The organism is Methylobacterium sp. 092160098-2 (assembly GCF_028920805.1).
Classification (GTDB): domain Bacteria; phylum Pseudomonadota; class Alphaproteobacteria; order Rhizobiales; family Beijerinckiaceae; genus Methylobacterium; species Methylobacterium fujisawaense.
In genome coordinates this window covers 1,278,228-1,293,654 of sequence record NZ_JAQPZJ010000001.1, presented here as the reverse complement: position 1 = coordinate 1,293,654, position 15,427 = coordinate 1,278,228, and the positions used below count along the sequence as shown (strand labels likewise).

Sequence of the window (15,427 nt, the reverse complement as noted above, 5' to 3'; positions counted from 1 at the left end):
GCCCGACAGGGACCGCCACTTGCTCCAGGGACTCGGACTGATGAACACTTCCCCGGCCACGGACAAAAGCCACGCAGGACACCCGATGCACGGTGCCGACGCCGCGCCCCGTTTCGTCGCTTCGCCGCTTCCGGTGATCGGTCGCGCCGCGGGTGCGCGCCGCGCCGTCGGGATCGCGCTCGCCTATGCCACCGAGGATGCGGAGATCACCGGGGCCGACCGGTTCAGCCTGATCCTGGTGGATGCCGAAGGCGACGTGCTCCAGCGCCTCGGCAGCTTCGAGGAGGACGACGTCGTCGCCGTGTGGCGCGACATCGCGGCGCGGGCCGGACTGACGCGGATGATCGTCCGCGAGGACGGCCTCCTGGTCCCGGTCTCGCAGCAGATCGGCCGGCTGATTCTCGGCCAGGTCCGGATCCGCCGCCGTCATGCAGGCCTCGGCCGCCGCCGCCCGCGGTTCCTGGCCCGCCGCAAGACCGGCCGGCTGCCGGCGCGTCCGCAGATCTTCCGCGGCGAGAACGAGATCATCGCCCGCACCTGAGGGCGCCGACCGCTCTTAGACGAGATTGCGCAGCACGAGGTCGGCGGTGAGGCCGACGAACAGAAGCAGCCCGGCATCCCGGTTCGACCGGAACAGCGCCAGAGCCCCGCGCCCATCGCGTTCCCGCAGCGACAGGACCTGCCAGGCGAGGTGCCCGCCGAAGGCCGCGACGCCCAGATACCCGACGAATCCCGCACCGGCCCCGCGCGCCGCCAGCATCACGAAGGCAGCCGCCAGCGCGTAGCAGAGCCCGACGGCGAGACGCACATGCCGGCCGAATAGGCGCGCCGACGAGCGGATCCCCGCGATCTCGTCGTCCTCGATATCCTGCACCGCGTAGATCGTGTCGTATCCGATGATCCAGCACAGGGCGCCCGCGTAAAGCAGCAGCGCCGGCGGATCGAGGCGGGCGAACACGGCGGCCCAGCCCATCAGCGCTCCCCAGGCGAAGGCCAGGCCCAGAACCGCCTGCGGCATCGGCATGACCCGTTTCATAAACGGGTAGATCGCCACCGGCAGCAGCGAGCAGAGGCCGATGATCACCGCCTCGGCGTTGAACTGCAGCAGGACGGCCAGCCCGATCAGAGCCTGGATCACCAGAAAAAGGGCAGCATGGCGCGGACGGACCTGACCGGAGGGCAGGGGGCGCAGGCGCGTGCGCTCGACCTGCGCGTCGAGGTCTCGGTCGGCGATGTCGTTGTAGGTCGAGCCCGCCCCGCGCATCGCCACCGCGCCGATCAGGAACAGGAGGCAGTGCCAGGGATCGGGAAAGGCCTGATCCGCGGCGATCGCCGCCAGGGCGGCCGACCACCAGCAGGGCAGGAGGAGGAGCCACCAGCCGATCGGCCGATCGATCCGGGCGAGGCGCAGGTATGGACGCCAGGAACGGGGCGCCAGCCGGTCGACCCAATGACCGGAGACGGCATCGGCTGGCCGCCCGTCGTCAAGCGCCGTCCCGTTCATCGGTCGGATCTCCGGTCGTGCCACACGTGCGTCCCCCATCGCTGCAGAGGGGGGACCCGCGCCGGATCCGTGATCCTCTCAGACGATCTTACAGAGCGCCCTGCGGCAGCTTGAAGCTGCCGGTCAAGCCCGGTCCGCCGAGCAGGCCGCCGCCACCGCCGCCGGCCTGGGCCTGGGCCTGGGCGCGGGCCTGCGCCTCCATCTTGGTCGCCTGAGCGGCGACGCTGCAGATCTTGGTGCGGATGCCGCTGACCTTCACGTGGTCGGCCTTGAAGCCTTCCGCGAAGGAATCTGGGATCGAGCACCATTCCTTGTTGGCGGCGATCCACTTGATGCCCTCGGTGCCGTTGGCCTGGAGCTTCCCGAACAGGGCGCAGGCCTCCTGCGGGGTCATCTTCTTCTTGGACTGCGACGCCGCATTGGCGCGGCCGACCAGTGCCTTGCGCTCGGCCAGGGTCTTCTGGATGGCGCCGCATTCCGGTGCCGCGCTCTGCGCGAACGCGGCGGTACCGAACACGACGGTGCCGACCAGCACCGCCGCCCCCAGCTTCAGACTCCCCTTCGCCATTCCGAGACTCCCTCGACGCCCCTGCCGAATCCGCGAGCGGCCGGCTTTCTTCCGTTCCCCTGGGTTCGCCATAGGATTGTGGCGTCAATCGAGCGGCAAACCGGCTGCGCCATGCACCGGTGGACTGGCTGCCGAAAACCGGGGCTCGTAACCATTCGGCAACACTTTCGGCGGCCCGCCCTGCGTTGACAGGCTCGCCGCCCCGCGCGACCACGCCGCCATGCCGGCCTATGACTTCACCGCCCCGCGCCTTCACGTCGCGGCCGATCTCGCCGCGGGCGTGATTCTCCCCCTCGATCGCGCCCAGGCCAACTACCTGCTCAACGTGCTGCGCCGGGGGCCGGACGATCCGGTCCTGGTCTTCAATGGACGCGACGGCGAGTGGCGCGCGCATCTGGTCCAGACCGGGCGCAAGGGCGCCGACCTCCACGTCGCCGCGCGGATGCGCCCCCAGACGAAGCCGGCCGACCTGCATTATCTCTTCGCCCCGCTGAAGAGCGCGCGCCTGGACTACCTCGCGCAGAAGGCGGTCGAGATGGGCGCCGGGACGATCCGCCCGGTCATCACCCGGTACACGCAGGGCGACCGAATCAACATGGACCGGCTGCGGGCCAATGCCGTCGAGGCGGCCGAGCAATGCGGGATCCTGACGATTCCCGATTGTCCCGACCCCGAGCGTCTCGCCCCGGCCCTGGCGGGGCTCGCCGCCGAGCGGCTCCTGGTGTTCTGCGACGAGGACGCGCCGGTGCGCGATCCCGTGCAGGCGCTGCGGGCGGCCGGCGATCCGCAGGATCCCCCACCGCTCGCCGTGCTGGTCGGTCCGGAGGGCGGCTTCTCGGAGGAGGAGCGAGCGCTGATCCGGGCGCGGCCGAACACCGTCGCGCTCTCCCTGGGACCGCGCATCCTGCGGGCGGACACGGCAGCGGTCGCCGTGCTGGCCCTGGTGCAGGCGGTCCTCGGCGACGCGCGCTGAAGGCGGTCTGGCCCGATCCATGTGTGCCCGCGCACATGAAGGCGTCAGCCCGGACGATTGTTTCCCCGGATCGGACGTGAAGCGGCGCGCCGGCCGAGGCCGCCGCGTTGTGGGTTCCCGGCGGCTCGATTATGTCCCGGAACGGACGCCGCCTGCGCCGCGGGCTCATCGGGGTCGGGGGCGGGTGTCCGCCCGGAGCCCGCTCGCGAGAGCGGGTCGATACCGGGTGGATCCGCCGAAGCAGTTCGGCGCGCCCGTTCCAACGCATAAGTCAGACGCACGGGCAGGCAGCGCATGGCGCGCGACAGCAACGACACCACGCCGCTCACCACGCGCGCCGAACTGATCGAATGGTTCGCGGCGGGCGAGAAGCCGCGCGCCCGCTTCGCGATCGGCACCGAGCACGAGAAGATCCCGTTCTACCGGGAGAGCCGGGCGCCGGTCCCCTATGACGGGGATCGCGGCATCCGGGCCCTTCTGGAGGGCCTTGCCGGCGAGACGGGCTGGGAGCCGATTGTCGATCTCGGCAACATCATCGGCCTGTCGGCGGAGGCGGGCGGTGCGATCTCGATCGAGCCCGGTGGCCAGTTCGAGCTGTCCGGCGCCGCGCTGCCCGATGTGCACGCCACCGCCGCGGAACTCGCCACGCATCTCGCCGCCACGAAGCGGGTGGCCGATCCTCTGGGAATCGGTTTCCTGACGCTGGGCATGAGTCCGAAATGGCGCCGGGACGAGACCCCGGTCATGCCCAAGAGCCGATACCGGATCATGGCCGGTTACATGCCGAAGGTCGGATCGCTCGGCCTCGACATGATGCTGCGCACCGCCACGGTGCAGGTGAACCTGGATTTCGCCTCCGAGGGCGACATGGTGCGCAAGATGCGCGCATCCCTGGCGCTGCAGCCGGTGGCCACCGCGCTCTTCGCCAACTCTCCCTTCACCGACGGTCGGCCGAACGGCTTCCTGTCGCGCCGGTCCGAGATCTGGCGCGACACGGATGCCGATCGGACGGGGATGCTGCCCTTCGCCTTCGATGCCGGGTTCGGTTACGAGGCCTATGTCGACTGGCTGCTCGACATGCCGATGTACTTCGTCAAGCGGGGCGACACCTACCACGACGTGTCGGGCGCCTCGTTCCGTGACCTGATGGCCGGCAAGCTGCCGCAGCTGCCCGGCGAGTTCGCGACGGTCTCGGACTGGGCCAATCACGCCTCCACCGCCTTCCCCGAGGTCCGGCTGAAGCGTTTCCTGGAGATGCGCGGCGCCGATGTCGGCGATTCCGGCATGATCGCCGCCCAGGCCGCTTTCTGGGCGGGCCTCCTCTACGACGAGGCGGCCCTCGACGCGGCCCTCGACCTCGTGAAGGGGTGGAGCCCGGCCAATCGCGAGGCTGCGCGGGCCACCGCACCGCGCCTCGGGCTCGCGACTCCGGTGGCCAACACCACCCTCGGCGCGGTCGCCGCCGAGGCCCTGGCGATCGCCCGGTCGGGTCTGCGGGCACGGGGCCGCCGCGACGCCGAGGGGCGGGACGAGACCGTCTACCTGCAGCCTCTCGAGGCCATCGTCGCGGCCGGCCGGACGCGGGCGGAGGATCTGCTCGCCGATTACGAGGGCCGCTGGGGCGCCTGCGTGCGGCCGGCCTTCGCCGAATGCGTCTTCTGACGCCTCCCTGATCGACCGACGCACCGGGCGCGAATCACGTCCAGAGCGTGCTATTGGAACGTTCCAGCAGGGCGTTTTGCCGCTGGAGGATCGTACCATGACCCGTGTCACCGCCGTCATCCTTCTGGCGATGGCTTCCTTGCCGGCGAGCGGGGGCCCAGGTCAGGCGGCCGATCTGGCACGGTTCGAGGCTCCAGGCCCGGCGCCGGGCCCCGGCCGCTGGCATTACGGGGCGGGCGGACGCATCGCCGGAACCGTGGCGGCCCGCGGGCGTCCGCAATACAGCTACTATGGCGAGTACGGTTATCCCGCACCCTTCGGTTACGGCTATGCCTACGCGCCGGTGCCGAGCCACGGCTTCGACTACGGCTATTCCGGTCCGCGCTATCTCTGGTCTGCACCAGACAGCTATTATGGGCCTGCCTTCGGTTATTACGAATGGTGAGCGGATCCGCTGGCTTCGCGGGCCGGCGATGCCTATGACGCGCCGGGTGCCGGTCGCTATGCCGGTCGCTATGCCGGTCGCTGCGCCGGTTCGGGAGCTTGCGGCTTGCGGGACGAAGATCCGGATTGCGTCGATCTCGACCTCAGCGGGCTGAAATGCCCCCTCCCGGTCCTGCGCACGCGCAAGGCCCTGCGAAGCCTTCCTGCCGGCCGCACGCTGGTGGTGACGTGCACGGATCCGCTCGCTGCCCTCGACATCCCGAATCTCGTGCGGGAGGAGGGCGCGCGCCTCGACGCTGTCGAGCGGCGCGCGGAACGCCTGCGCTTCCGCATCACCGTGTCCGCAAGGCCGCCGCATTCCTGAACGATCCGTGAGCCTTCCAGGGGCAAGGCAGGATCGGTATGGCACCGCGGATCGGGGGCGTGCGCCTCGTGCACGACGGTTGGGCGCGCTACCTCGTGGCCGAGGTGATGCAGGAGGACGGAACCCGCCTCACGCGGGAGATGGAGGATCACGGCCGGGCGGTCGCGGTGCTGCCTTACGATCCGGAGCGGCGGGTCGCCACGCTGGTCTCGCAGTTCCGGGCGCCGGTCCTCTACTCGGGGGGGCCGCCGAGCCATATCGAGGTGCCGGCCGGCCTCCTCGACGAGGGCGCCTCGGAGGACGAGGCGCGGCGCGAGGCCCTGGAGGAGACGGGGTTGCGCCTGGGGTCGCTCGACTTCGTCGCCAGCGCGTGGTCGATGCCGGGCATCTCCACGGAGCGGATGGACCTGTTCCTTGCCGCCTACGGCGAGGCCGACCGGACCGGAAGCGGCGGCGGCCTCGCCGCGGAGGGCGAGGCCGTGGCGGTGCATGAGATCCCGCTGCCGGAGCTGGCCGCCATGGGCCGCCGCGGCACGATCACCGACATGAAATCGCTGACGCTGCTGTTCGCGCTCCAATTGCGGCGGCCGGACCTCTTCGAGGCGACGCGCTGAGATCAGCCGGCGCGCCGCCCCATCTGCTCCCGCATCGCGAGGCCGATGAAGCGCCAGGACTTGATGAAGTAGCGGCGGAACAGCCGCCGCGGCGCCTGCAGGAACCGGTAGATCCATTCGAGGCCGAGGCGCTGCATCAGCTGCGGCGCACGCGGCAGGAACCCGGCCGCGACGTTCAGGGCGTCGCCGACGCAGAACACCACCGGTTCACCGAGCGTCTGGCCGTGCCGATCCACCCAGATCTCGGATTTGGGCGCGCCCACACCCATCACCAGCAGTGTCGTACCGTGGGCGCGGATCCGCTCCGCCAGCGCGCGGCTGTAGGCCGCATCGTGCTCGAAGCCGAAGGGCGGGACTGCGCTGGCTACGGCGCCGGCCGGAAGGCCCGCCGTCTGCAGGCGAAGGGCCAGGGCGTCCGCCGCATCCTTGCGGGCGGAGACGAAGAAGACCCGCTGCGCGAAGGCCGGCGGATCGGCGAGGACGCAGCCCAGGAGATCGTGCCCGGTGATCCGATGCACGGGCCGGCGACAGGCCCTCCGGGCCAGCCAGACCAGCGGCATCCCGTCGAGGGTCCTGGCCGCAGCACGCGCGTAGGCCTCGCGAAAGGGGGCATTCTCGCTGAGCTGGACGACATGATCGACATTCGCCGTGACGATCATCCGGGGCCGGCCGTCTCGCCGGGCCGCGACGGCGGCCACGAGGGCCGCGACGGGTCCGGTGTGAAACTGGTATCCGAAGAGTTCGACGGTCGCCTCCGCCTGCGGCGACCCGGACGCCGCGCAGGCGGGGCCGCTCACCGTGTGTGCTTCCCCGCGGACCGGATCCATGGCGCCGAGGTAGAGGCTCATCTCTCCGATGTCACGCATCGGCGGCCCGGAAGCTGGCCGCCGGCCGAGTGGCGGCGCGCAGGGTGCGGCGACGGTCGCTGTCGGCGCCGAGGAGCAGGGCGATGCCGCCGCCGAGCAGCAGGCCGAGGATCAGGGCCACCGGCAGGACGATCTTGGGCGACGGCGGGAAGGTCCGCTGGCGCGCGGGTGTCGCGGCCGAGATGATGCGGACGTTGGTGGTGTTGAGCCGCTCCTGCTCGCTCGCCTCGCGGGCGCGCTTCAGGTAGGCCTCGTAGATGCCGCGGCGGGCCTCGAGAGTCCGCTCCAGTTCGCGCAGGCCGACATAGGCCCGGTCGCTGCTCGCCGTCTCGGTCTTCACCCGGTCGAGATTCGTCCGGATCGCCGCCTCGCTCGCGGCGGCGCGGTCGTAATCCTTCTGGGTCGTCTCGATGATCCGCTCCTTCTCGCGCTGGATCAGGCGCTGCAGGTCGCGCTGCTGGGCGTATTGCTCGGCCATGGCCGGGTGGCGTTCGCCGAGGCGGGTGGCGAGCTCCGCGGTGTTGCGGGACAGCGTGGCGTATTGCTGCCGCAGAGCCTGCATCTCCAGGGATTGCAGCATCTCCGGCAAAGCGGTGCTGGGATCCGACGAGCGCATCCGGCGCGCCTGGTCGAGGCGCGACTTCGCCTCGGCGGTCTTGATCGAGGCGGTGACGAGCTGCTGATTGAGGTCGCCGAGCTGCTGGTCGGTGAGCAGGCGGCCGCTGGCCGCCACGAGCTTGTGATCCTCACGGTAGCGCACCACCGCGCCCTCCGCCTGCTCGACATCCCGCTTCAGGCTGGCGAGCCGTCCGGCCAGGGCGCTGGACGCGCGGCGCGCGGTCTCGGTGCGGGCCGCCGCTTCTTCGGCGAAGTAGGCGTCCCCGACGGCGTTGGCGATGCGCGCGGCCTTCTCGGGATCGCGGGACTGCACCGCGACATCGATCACGAAGGTCCGCTCGGCCCGCCGGACAGTGAGCCGGTTCTGAAGCGTGTCGAGAGCGGTGATGACCGGATCGCGACTCGCCGCCGGCGGAAGCATGCCCAGAGCGCCCTTCACCCAGGTGAGGGTCGGGTTGTTGCCGTCCGGCAGGACGAACTCGTCGTCCTGATCGAGGTGGAGCTTGGCGATCACCCGGCGCAGGACGCTGTCGGACTGGATCACCCGCACCTGGCTCTCGGCGATCGAGACGCCGCTGTCGGCCTGGGGCTGGCGCGCGTTCACGTCGTTCTCGACGACACGCAGATCGCTCGGATCCACGAGAACCTGGATGCTGGACGTGTAGCGCGGCGGGATCAGGCCGAGCAGCGCCACCGCCACGGCGACCATGAACAGGCCGCCCAGCACGATGAAGCCGCTGCCGCGCCACAGGCGCCGGAGGATCACGCGACCGTCCGTCTGCGGGGTCACCTGCGGCAGCACCATTCGGACGGGCTGCTCACCGCTCATCCGTGTCGAGAAGTCGAACATACGCCTCGCTCCCTGACCTGTCGGGACGGAGACAACCGCCCGCCGCCAACCTCGTCGCCTGTTCCCTTTCTGACCAGCTTCGTGCCGGTCTGGAACAGGTGCTCGCCCGAGGCGCCGTCTTCGTCGGGAGTCCAGCAATCAGCATACCGGACCAGTAGTATCGCCCCGCTGCGGTTCCTGCTTCAGGAAGCCCGCAGATATCGCATACAGACGTAATCCTAACTGTCACGACAATCGAACGTGAAAAGTCTCCGATTTGTTGGGGACTACGCAGGCCGCCTCAGGCGCTGCGGTCGCATGCGACAATTGACTCCAACGGTGCGTAGGCTGTCGGGTCGCCCGACAGGAAGCGTTGGAAGCGCAGCCCGTCCTCGGCCGCTGTGGCGTTCCAGCACGCCACGTTAGCCCGGCTTGCCGCCGCCGCGCGGGTCGGACCGCCATCCCGGAGCCAGGCGGCGATGGTCCGAGCGGCGCCGTCCGGATCCTCCGGCCGGATCAGCAGGCCGGACGTCCCCAGCACCTCACGGAACACCGGGTCGTCCGGCGCCACGACCGGCAGGCCGCCATGCTGGACTTCCAGAAGCGGCAACCCCAGCCCCTCCGCCTTGGAGGTCGAGACCAGCAGGTGGCACGACCCCGCGAGGGCCCGCAGCTCCGCGTCGGCGAGGTATCCGTGCCGGTGCAGGAACGGCGGTGGTGCCTCCAGGAAGGCGTGCCGCCCCCATCCGACCCGGCCAACGAGATGGAGTTCCGCCGGGATGCCGGCGCGGATCAATGCCGCCGTCAGGGCGAGGGTCGCCGGATAGTTCTTGCGCGGTTCGATGGTCCCGATGGCGAGGAGCCGCAGCGTCGCGCCGGGCTCGTAGGCCGCCGGCCCCGGCAGGTCGGCCAGGCCGAAGGCGTCGCGGACGGCGGGTCGCAGCAGGGCGACGCGGGCGCGCTCCGCGCAGAGGGCGCGCACGGCCGCGCCGGTGGTGCGGCTGTTGACGAACAGGTTCGGGCACCAGCGCAGGGCGAGGGCGAAGCTCGGGCTCATGTAGATCCGGCTGCGCAGGCTCAGATCCGCCTTCCGCGTTAGCAGGAAGGTGTCGTGGACGTAGAGCAGGCACCGTGCCGCCGCGATGGCGCAGAGCGGCCCGGGCGGGAAACCCGGGAACAGGAACAGGGCGTCCCTGTCCGTGAGCGCCCGCGCGGGGAGGCCGATCTGCTGGGCGGCGATCATGCCGGGCAGGGAGCCGGCGGTCACCGGCCGCACAGTGTGCGGGGCGAGCTTCTCCGGGGCGAACAGGTCCAGGGTGACCCGCTCGATCCCCGTGACATGGGCCCGCAGATGGGTCTGGTCCAGGTAGATCCGCCGCTGCGCCATGCCGGATTTCGCCTTGTGGTCCGTCATGGCACCCTGCGCCGCAGCGTGCCGGCCAAGTACAGGCACCGCCGCACGAAGAGCGGCATCCGGCGGCCGAACACCATCTGCTTGGCCCACCGCAGCCGGCGCACGAGCGGAGGCGAGACCGCCGGGACCGTGCCGGTCGCGCCCGTCCGCAGATCGGCCGCGAAGGGGAAATGCCCGAGCATCGCGGGGGCGAAGCGCGGATGGGCCGCGCCGCCCCCCAGGCCCTGCCGCCGGAAGACCGCCTCCAGCGACAGCGCCGCCGCGGCCGGGCTGTAGCGGCTCTCCAGGGCGATCCGCGCGAAGGCGCCGAGGCGGGTGCGGGTCGCCCGGTCATCGACTAGGGCGGCCAGGGCGTCGGCGAGGGCGCCGGGCCGCATCGGCACGAGGCGGCCCGAGACGCCGTCGATCACCGCCGAGGTCAGCCCGGCGGAGCGGTAGGCCAGGGTCGGGACCCCGCAAAGGCCGGCCTCGATGGGCGTCTGTCCGAGAGTCTCGTGGCGGCTCGCGGTGACGTGGAGGTCGCAGGCGCCGTACCACGCCGCCAGCATCGCCTCGTCCGCGATGAGGCCGGGCGCGAACAGGTTCGCGATCCCGAGCCGGGCCGGATCGTCGAGGCGACCGATCGCCACGACGCCGACGCCCGGTTTTGCCACGGCCTGAAGCGCCGCCCGGAGATCGGCAAAGCCCTTGTCGGGCCCGTCGACGATGACCGAGGATACGAGGATCAGCACGTCATCGGGGGGCAGGCCGAGCCGGCCGCGCAGGCCGGCGCGATCGCCGGGCCGGAAGACGGCGGTCGGGAAGGCGAGGCGGATCGGCTCGACCACGGTGCCGGGCGGCGCGAGTTCGCGAGCCCGCGCCAGCGTCCAGTCGGAATTGGCGAGAAGCCAGGGAGCCGGAGATCGGGCCGGAGATCGGGCCGGGGATCGCACTTCGGGCCCGACCGGGGCGCCGGCGAGCACCGCGCGTTTGCGGTCGTGCATGCCGGCGATCCGGCCGGGGGCCAGTTGCGGATACTCGTCGGGGGTGGGGCAGGCCGCATCGCAGCCGATCGCGGCGCGGCCGCACGCGCGCGGATGGGCGCACCGGCCCGTGAGGGGGAAGAGGTCGTGCAGCACGAGGCCGACCCGTCCCCGCCGGGCCAGACGGCCGACGACGTCGAGGCTGCGGGTGGCGCCGTGCAGGTTGCCGGCCAGGACGAGATCCGGTGCGGTCGCCGCGATCGCGGCCTCGGCCGGGGGGAAGATGTCGCGCCACTCGGCGGCCTCGGGACGGCCGCTCAGGGTCACCTCCGCGATCCGGTGACCGGCGAGAGTCAGTGCCTCGGCGAGCCGGCGCTGGGCCACGCCGGCCCCGCCCTGGGTGCCCGTCCCGGTGAGCGAAACGATCGACAGACCGCTGGCGGGCGGAGGAAGGTCCGAAAGCAGCCTGTGGAGCAGGGCGGGACGACCGATCAGGCTGCGCCGGTTCTCGGATGTCGTCGACCAGGCGACCCCCTCGTTCAGCATGCCGTCGGCGTCGAGGACCGCATGGTCCGCCAGCGCGTCGCGCCGCCAGAGGATCCCGCCCCCCGCAGACCTGCGGCCACCGGCTTCCGCCGCGCGATCGGGCCCGTCGAGGCCCCGGACGGCGTGGTCGAACAGGACGCGCAACCCCGCGACCGCGTCGACCTCGGCGAGCGAGGCCTCCAGCGCCAGAGCGATCAGCGCACCCGGGGCGAGCAGGTCGCCGGCAGCGAGCCAGAGCAGATGATCCGGACCGGGATCGGTCAGGATCCGCTCCACGGCCGCGCGGCCGGTCGTGGGCGCCAGCACGTCGTGTCGAAACTCCGGATAGTCCTGGCGCAGGACCGACGCGACGGTCCCGGCCAGGGCGGCATCCGCGTGGGCCACCGTGATGATCCGGATCCGCGGCCAGGGGCGCCCGTCGGGCAGCGACCGCGGACGGGCGGGTCCGGGGGGGCTGCGCCCGTACGGCCAGCCGGCGACGCCGTGGGGAGGCGGTGACATGTCTGCGGCCTCGGTCACGGCGGCTCTGGCGGCGGCTCGGGTCTCGTGCGGGGCGACAGAGTGGACGGGAAGGTTGAAGATTGCCTCTCGGGGCCGGCGGCGTCTCAGCCCATCACCCGGATCCGCGCCGGACCGGCCTCGATCCGGCCGATGCGGGCGGCCGCCGGGTAGCCCGCCGATCGGATGCGCGCGAGGAGCGCGTCGGCCCGGTCGGCCGAGCAGGTCACCAGCAACCCGCCCGAGGTCTGCGGATCGGTGAGGATGTGGCGCCGCCAGTCCGGAAAACCCTCCGGCAGGTCGACCGCCTCGCCGAACGCCGACCAGTTCCGGTGCGAGGCACCGGTGACGGCGCCGGCGCGCGCCAGCGCCTCCGCCTGCGGCAGCAGGGGGAGGGCGTCGGCCTCGAGGGTGAGCGTGAGACCGGCGCCGCGGGCGATCTCCAGCCCGTGGCCCAGGATGCCGAAGCCGGTCACGTCGGTGAGGGCATGGACGGCGGGCTCGGCGGCCAGGTCGGGTCCGATCCGGTTAAGCAGCGTGGTGGTGGCGATGAAGTCGCGGTAGCCGGCGTCGTCCAGGGTCTCCCGCTTGATCGCCGCGGAGTAGACCCCGACCCCGAGGGCCTTGGTGAGCAGGACGGCATCTCCCGCCATCGCGTCGGCGTTGCGTCGCACCGCCTCCCGGCGGCAGGTGCCGATCACCGCGAGGCCGTAGATCGGCTCGGGGGCGTCGATCGAGTGGCCGCCCGCCACCGGGATGCCGGCCTCGGCGCATTGCTCTGCGCCGCCGCGCAGGATCCGCGCGACCACCTCCGGGTCGATCTTGCCCAGGGGCATCCCGAGGATCGCGAGCGCGAAGAGCGGCCGGCCGCCCATGGCGTAGACGTCCGAGATGGCGTTCGTCGCGGCGATCCGGCCGAAATCGACGGGGTCGTCCACCATCGGTGTGAAGAAGTCCGTGGTGGCGATGATGCAGGTGCCGTCCTCCAGCTCCCATACGGCCGCATCGTCCGCCGTCTCGTTGCCGACGAGGAGCCGCTTGAACGGCCCGGCCGCCGGCTGCTGGGCGAGGAGCTGGCGCAGGGTGGCGGGGTCGAGCTTGCAGCCGCAGCCGCCGCCATGGGCAAGACTGGTCAGGCGGGGGGCATCGGTCATCGCTGATCTCCGTTCCGGACGTCCTGGGACCATGGCGACTCAGTAGCGCGTCGTCAGCGCATTGAGCCAGTCCGGCGAAGCCGCGACGGCCGCAGCTTCGACCTGCTTGTCGAGTCCCGTCAGCACCAGCAGGCCGAGGACCACCATCACGGCGCCCAGCGCGGCCTTCGCGGCCCGGCCGGCCGCGGCGAGGCCGCCGCGCCAACGCAGCAGCGCCTCGCGGGAGACGAAGCCGAGGAGCATCAGCGGGGCCGCGGCCCCGATCCCGAAAGCCAGCATCGTCAGGGCGACGCTCCCGAGATGCTCGCCCCGCGCCGCCATCAGCGAGGCCGCGCCCAGGGTCGGTCCCACGCAGGGGCTCCAGGCGGCGCCGAGCAGCAGGCCCACGGCGAACTGGCCGGACAATCCGCCGGAGCCGAAGCCGCCGAAGCGTTCCTCCGCCCAGGCGCCGACCGGGCCGGCCGCCGTCGCGACCCGGGCCTGGAGCCGCGGCAGCATCAGCACCACGCCCAGCAGAAGGAGGAGAACCGCGCCGGCGCGCCGGAACGCGTCGCCGTCCAGGCCGATGGTGAAGCCGATCGTCGCGACGAACAGACCGATCGCCGTGAAGGCGATCGCCAGCCCGCCGGCCAGCGCCACCGGGCCGAGGCGATGCTCCGCGGCCGCGGTGCCGAGCACGATCGGGATCAGCGGCAACACGCAGGGCGAGAGCACCGACAGAAGCCCGGCCAGGAAGGCGAATCCGACCGTTCCCAGCATGCCCTCGCGCTCCCGATCCCGCTCGCCCTGCGGAGGTCTCCTCCGTGCCGCGTGGGCGGTCAACGCGCCAGGCGGCCGCGGGCGCGCGGGAACCAGGCGGCGGCCAGCCGATTTCGGCGGCAGTCCGGTGGCGTTCCCGGGCGAGGCGGAGCAGACCGGTGACCATCTTCTTCACGGGCGACACGCATTTCGGCGACCCGCGGGCACTGCGCTTCGACCACCGGCCCTATCCGGATCTTGAGGCCCACGATGCCGGGCTGGTCGCGGCCTGGAACGCCGCGGTCTCGCCCGGCGACACAGTCTGGCACCTCGGCGACTTCGCCCTCGGGCCGAGCGGAGACCGGATTCGCGAGATCCTCGCCGGGCTGAGCGGCGAGAAGCACCTGATCGTCGGCAACAACGACGGGCCCGATACTCTTGGTGCGCCCAGCTGGACGTCGGTTCGGCACTACGCGGAAATCGAGGTCGAAGGCCGCATGGTCGTGCTCTGCCACTACGCGTTCCGCACGTGGAACGGCATGAGCCGCGGGGCCCTCAATCTCCACGGGCACAGCCACGGCAAGCTCAAGCCAATGCCGAAGCAGTACGACGTGGGTGTCGACCCGATGGGGCCGGCACCCGTGCCGCTCTCCGCAATCCTCGCGTCCCGCCGGCGTCGGGGGCGGTGAGTCGGGGCGGAACTTTCACGTCAGCTTCACCGTTTCAGCGGACAGGAAGGGAGTGGACTCGTTCCGCTCCGAGAAACCCGGCCGGTCCGCCTTCGGAGTGGCCATCCCAAACCGTGTGTGAGTGTTGAAGTGAGTGCCATGTCGGTCACTCTGACCCGTTGCCTCGCTAGCCTCGTGGCAGGCCTCGTGATGACTTCCGCGGCGTCGGCTGTGCCGGCCTGCATCGAAGCCCAGCGCAAGGTCGACGAGGCGAATGCCCTGCGCTTCCAGGCGCGTCAGGAGGCCCGTCTGGGCGATCATGACCGCGTCTGCGACACGCTCGATGAAGTGGGCGACCGCTACGACGATGCCCGCGACGCCTTCGAGCGATGCGGCGAGGGCGTCGTGGCGATCGATCTCCGCAGCGAACTGCGGGGCCTGCGGATCGCCAAGAAAATTAACCGCTGCGATTGATCGGGTGCGCATCCGCACCTCGGACGTCCCGTTCCTGCAGCATCACCCCGTCACGCGCGACGCCGGTCGCCGAAAAGGTTCTGCGCCCATGACCCCCGCCACGCTTTCGAACGACATCGAACCCGCCGTCGTCCGCACCGGCCCGTCCTTCGCGGCCGCCCTGTGCGGCTTCGTCAGCACCACCGTCGCGACGACGATGCTGCTCATGCTGATCGGTGCGTTCTGATCAGGGCGCGACCGACCAGAATCGCTGACGGTTGAACAACATGTCCTGGGAGCCGACCTTCGGTGCCGGCTCCGTCCGCCGCCCGCAATCGGGTTCGGCCGGCTTCGTGACGGCCGCGAGCGTCGTGTGGGCCGGCACGGGTATCAGGCCCAGGCGCGTCTGAACCTCGGGCTGCCGCGCCGCCGCGATGGTCAGCACGCAGGCGATCAGGCCGCCGGCAACAGTTCCGAGAACGAAATTCAACATCGGGCCTGGGATCCGGGGCCCGATTCCTTTGGGCCACACAGCGTCGTCGATAAGCAACC

General features: G+C 71.5%; 18 protein-coding genes. 9 read left to right on the top strand and 9 right to left on the bottom strand.

All coding sequences use genetic code 11. The features are described 5' to 3' along the window. The first annotated feature begins 85 nt into the window (after positions 1-85). Positions 86-541, top strand: coding sequence for a DUF6101 family protein (locus PQI07_RS05990; RefSeq protein WP_053611121.1), 456 nt, complete (start codon positions 86-88; stop codon positions 539-541). Positions 542-556: 15 nt separating this feature from the next. Here the strand turns inward: PQI07_RS05990 and ubiA are convergent, their stop codons facing one another. Together ubiA and PQI07_RS05980 are read right to left on the bottom strand one after the other, a co-directional pair. Then, positions 557-1,504 (bottom strand): 4-hydroxybenzoate octaprenyltransferase, encoded by a 948-nt coding sequence (ubiA, locus tag PQI07_RS05985; protein ID WP_274926249.1) that lies wholly within the window; start codon positions 1,502-1,504, stop codon positions 557-559. 88 nt (positions 1,505-1,592) lie between these two features. Then, positions 1,593-2,072: a hypothetical protein gene (locus tag PQI07_RS05980; protein WP_043353104.1), complete on the bottom strand. Its 480-nt coding sequence runs from the start codon at positions 2,070-2,072 to the stop codon at positions 1,593-1,595. Positions 2,073-2,292: 220 nt separating this feature from the next. Between PQI07_RS05980 and PQI07_RS05975 the strand changes: the two genes are divergently transcribed. The 5 genes from PQI07_RS05975 (at position 2,293) to PQI07_RS05955 (ending at position 6,129) form a co-directional block, all read left to right on the top strand. Continuing rightward, positions 2,293-3,045 (top strand): 16S rRNA (uracil(1498)-N(3))-methyltransferase, encoded by a 753-nt coding sequence (locus PQI07_RS05975; protein ID WP_274926248.1) that lies wholly within the window; start codon positions 2,293-2,295, stop codon positions 3,043-3,045. A gap of 294 nt (positions 3,046-3,339) precedes the next feature. Then, positions 3,340-4,707, top strand: coding sequence for a glutamate--cysteine ligase (locus PQI07_RS05970; protein ID WP_274926247.1), 1,368 nt, complete (start codon positions 3,340-3,342; stop codon positions 4,705-4,707). Positions 4,708-4,804: 97 nt separating this feature from the next. Next, the gene (locus PQI07_RS05965) at positions 4,805-5,152 is read left to right on the top strand and encodes a hypothetical protein (protein WP_274926246.1); all 348 of its coding nucleotides are present in this window, start codon (positions 4,805-4,807) and stop codon (positions 5,150-5,152) included. A 105-nt stretch (positions 5,153-5,257) separates the two neighbouring features. After that, on the top strand, positions 5,258-5,515 hold the full coding sequence (locus tag PQI07_RS05960; protein WP_043353112.1) for a sulfurtransferase TusA family protein: 258 nt from the start codon (positions 5,258-5,260) through the stop codon (positions 5,513-5,515). 38 nt (positions 5,516-5,553) lie between these two features. Next, on the top strand, positions 5,554-6,129 hold the full coding sequence (locus PQI07_RS05955; protein WP_043353113.1) for an NUDIX domain-containing protein: 576 nt from the start codon (positions 5,554-5,556) through the stop codon (positions 6,127-6,129). 2 nt (positions 6,130-6,131) lie between these two features. Here the strand turns inward: PQI07_RS05955 and PQI07_RS05950 are convergent, their stop codons facing one another. The 6 genes from PQI07_RS05950 to PQI07_RS05925 form a co-directional block, all read right to left on the bottom strand. Further along, on the bottom strand, positions 6,132-6,995 hold the full coding sequence (locus PQI07_RS05950; RefSeq protein ID WP_043353115.1) for a WecB/TagA/CpsF family glycosyltransferase: 864 nt from the start codon (positions 6,993-6,995) through the stop codon (positions 6,132-6,134). After that, on the bottom strand, positions 6,988-8,463 hold the full coding sequence (locus tag PQI07_RS05945; protein WP_043760326.1) for a GumC family protein: 1,476 nt from the start codon (positions 8,461-8,463) through the stop codon (positions 6,988-6,990). The genes PQI07_RS05950 and PQI07_RS05945 overlap by 8 nt, the downstream gene beginning before the upstream one ends. Positions 8,464-8,743: 280 nt before the next feature. After that, positions 8,744-9,856 carry a glycosyltransferase gene (locus PQI07_RS05940; protein ID WP_274926245.1) on the bottom strand — a complete coding sequence of 371 codons (1,113 nt, stop codon included), beginning with the start codon at positions 9,854-9,856 and terminating at the stop codon, positions 8,744-8,746. Continuing rightward, the gene (locus PQI07_RS05935) at positions 9,853-11,865 is read right to left on the bottom strand and encodes a glycosyltransferase (protein WP_274926244.1); all 2,013 of its coding nucleotides are present in this window, start codon (positions 11,863-11,865) and stop codon (positions 9,853-9,855) included. The genes PQI07_RS05940 and PQI07_RS05935 overlap by 4 nt, the downstream gene beginning before the upstream one ends. Before the next feature lie 104 nt (positions 11,866-11,969). Then, entirely contained in the window at positions 11,970-13,016 is a 1,047-nt protein-coding gene (gene selD / locus PQI07_RS05930) for a selenide, water dikinase SelD (RefSeq protein WP_274926243.1), read from the bottom strand. A 39-nt stretch (positions 13,017-13,055) separates the two neighbouring features. Continuing rightward, positions 13,056-13,775, bottom strand: coding sequence for a cytochrome c biogenesis CcdA family protein (locus PQI07_RS05925; protein ID WP_043760334.1), 720 nt, complete (start codon positions 13,773-13,775; stop codon positions 13,056-13,058). A gap of 158 nt (positions 13,776-13,933) precedes the next feature. Between PQI07_RS05925 and PQI07_RS05920 the strand changes: the two genes are divergently transcribed. The 3 genes from PQI07_RS05920 (at position 13,934) to PQI07_RS05910 (ending at position 15,122) form a co-directional block, all read left to right on the top strand. Beyond that, positions 13,934-14,443: a metallophosphoesterase family protein gene (locus tag PQI07_RS05920; protein WP_043382714.1), complete on the top strand. Its 510-nt coding sequence runs from the start codon at positions 13,934-13,936 to the stop codon at positions 14,441-14,443. Positions 14,444-14,581: 138 nt separating this feature from the next. Next, positions 14,582-14,896, top strand: a complete 315-nt coding sequence (locus PQI07_RS05915) for a hypothetical protein (protein WP_043355560.1) — start codon at positions 14,582-14,584, stop codon at positions 14,894-14,896. A 4-nt stretch (positions 14,897-14,900) separates the two neighbouring features. Further along, positions 14,901-15,122 carry a hypothetical protein gene (locus tag PQI07_RS05910; RefSeq protein WP_139231596.1) on the top strand — a complete coding sequence of 74 codons (222 nt, stop codon included), beginning with the start codon at positions 14,901-14,903 and terminating at the stop codon, positions 15,120-15,122. On the opposite strand, the gene PQI07_RS05905 is transcribed toward PQI07_RS05910, so the two are convergent. Continuing rightward, entirely contained in the window at positions 15,123-15,368 is a 246-nt protein-coding gene (locus PQI07_RS05905) for a hypothetical protein (protein WP_043355558.1), read from the bottom strand. It abuts the gene before it with no gap. Between the last annotated feature and the right edge of the window lie 59 nt (positions 15,369-15,427).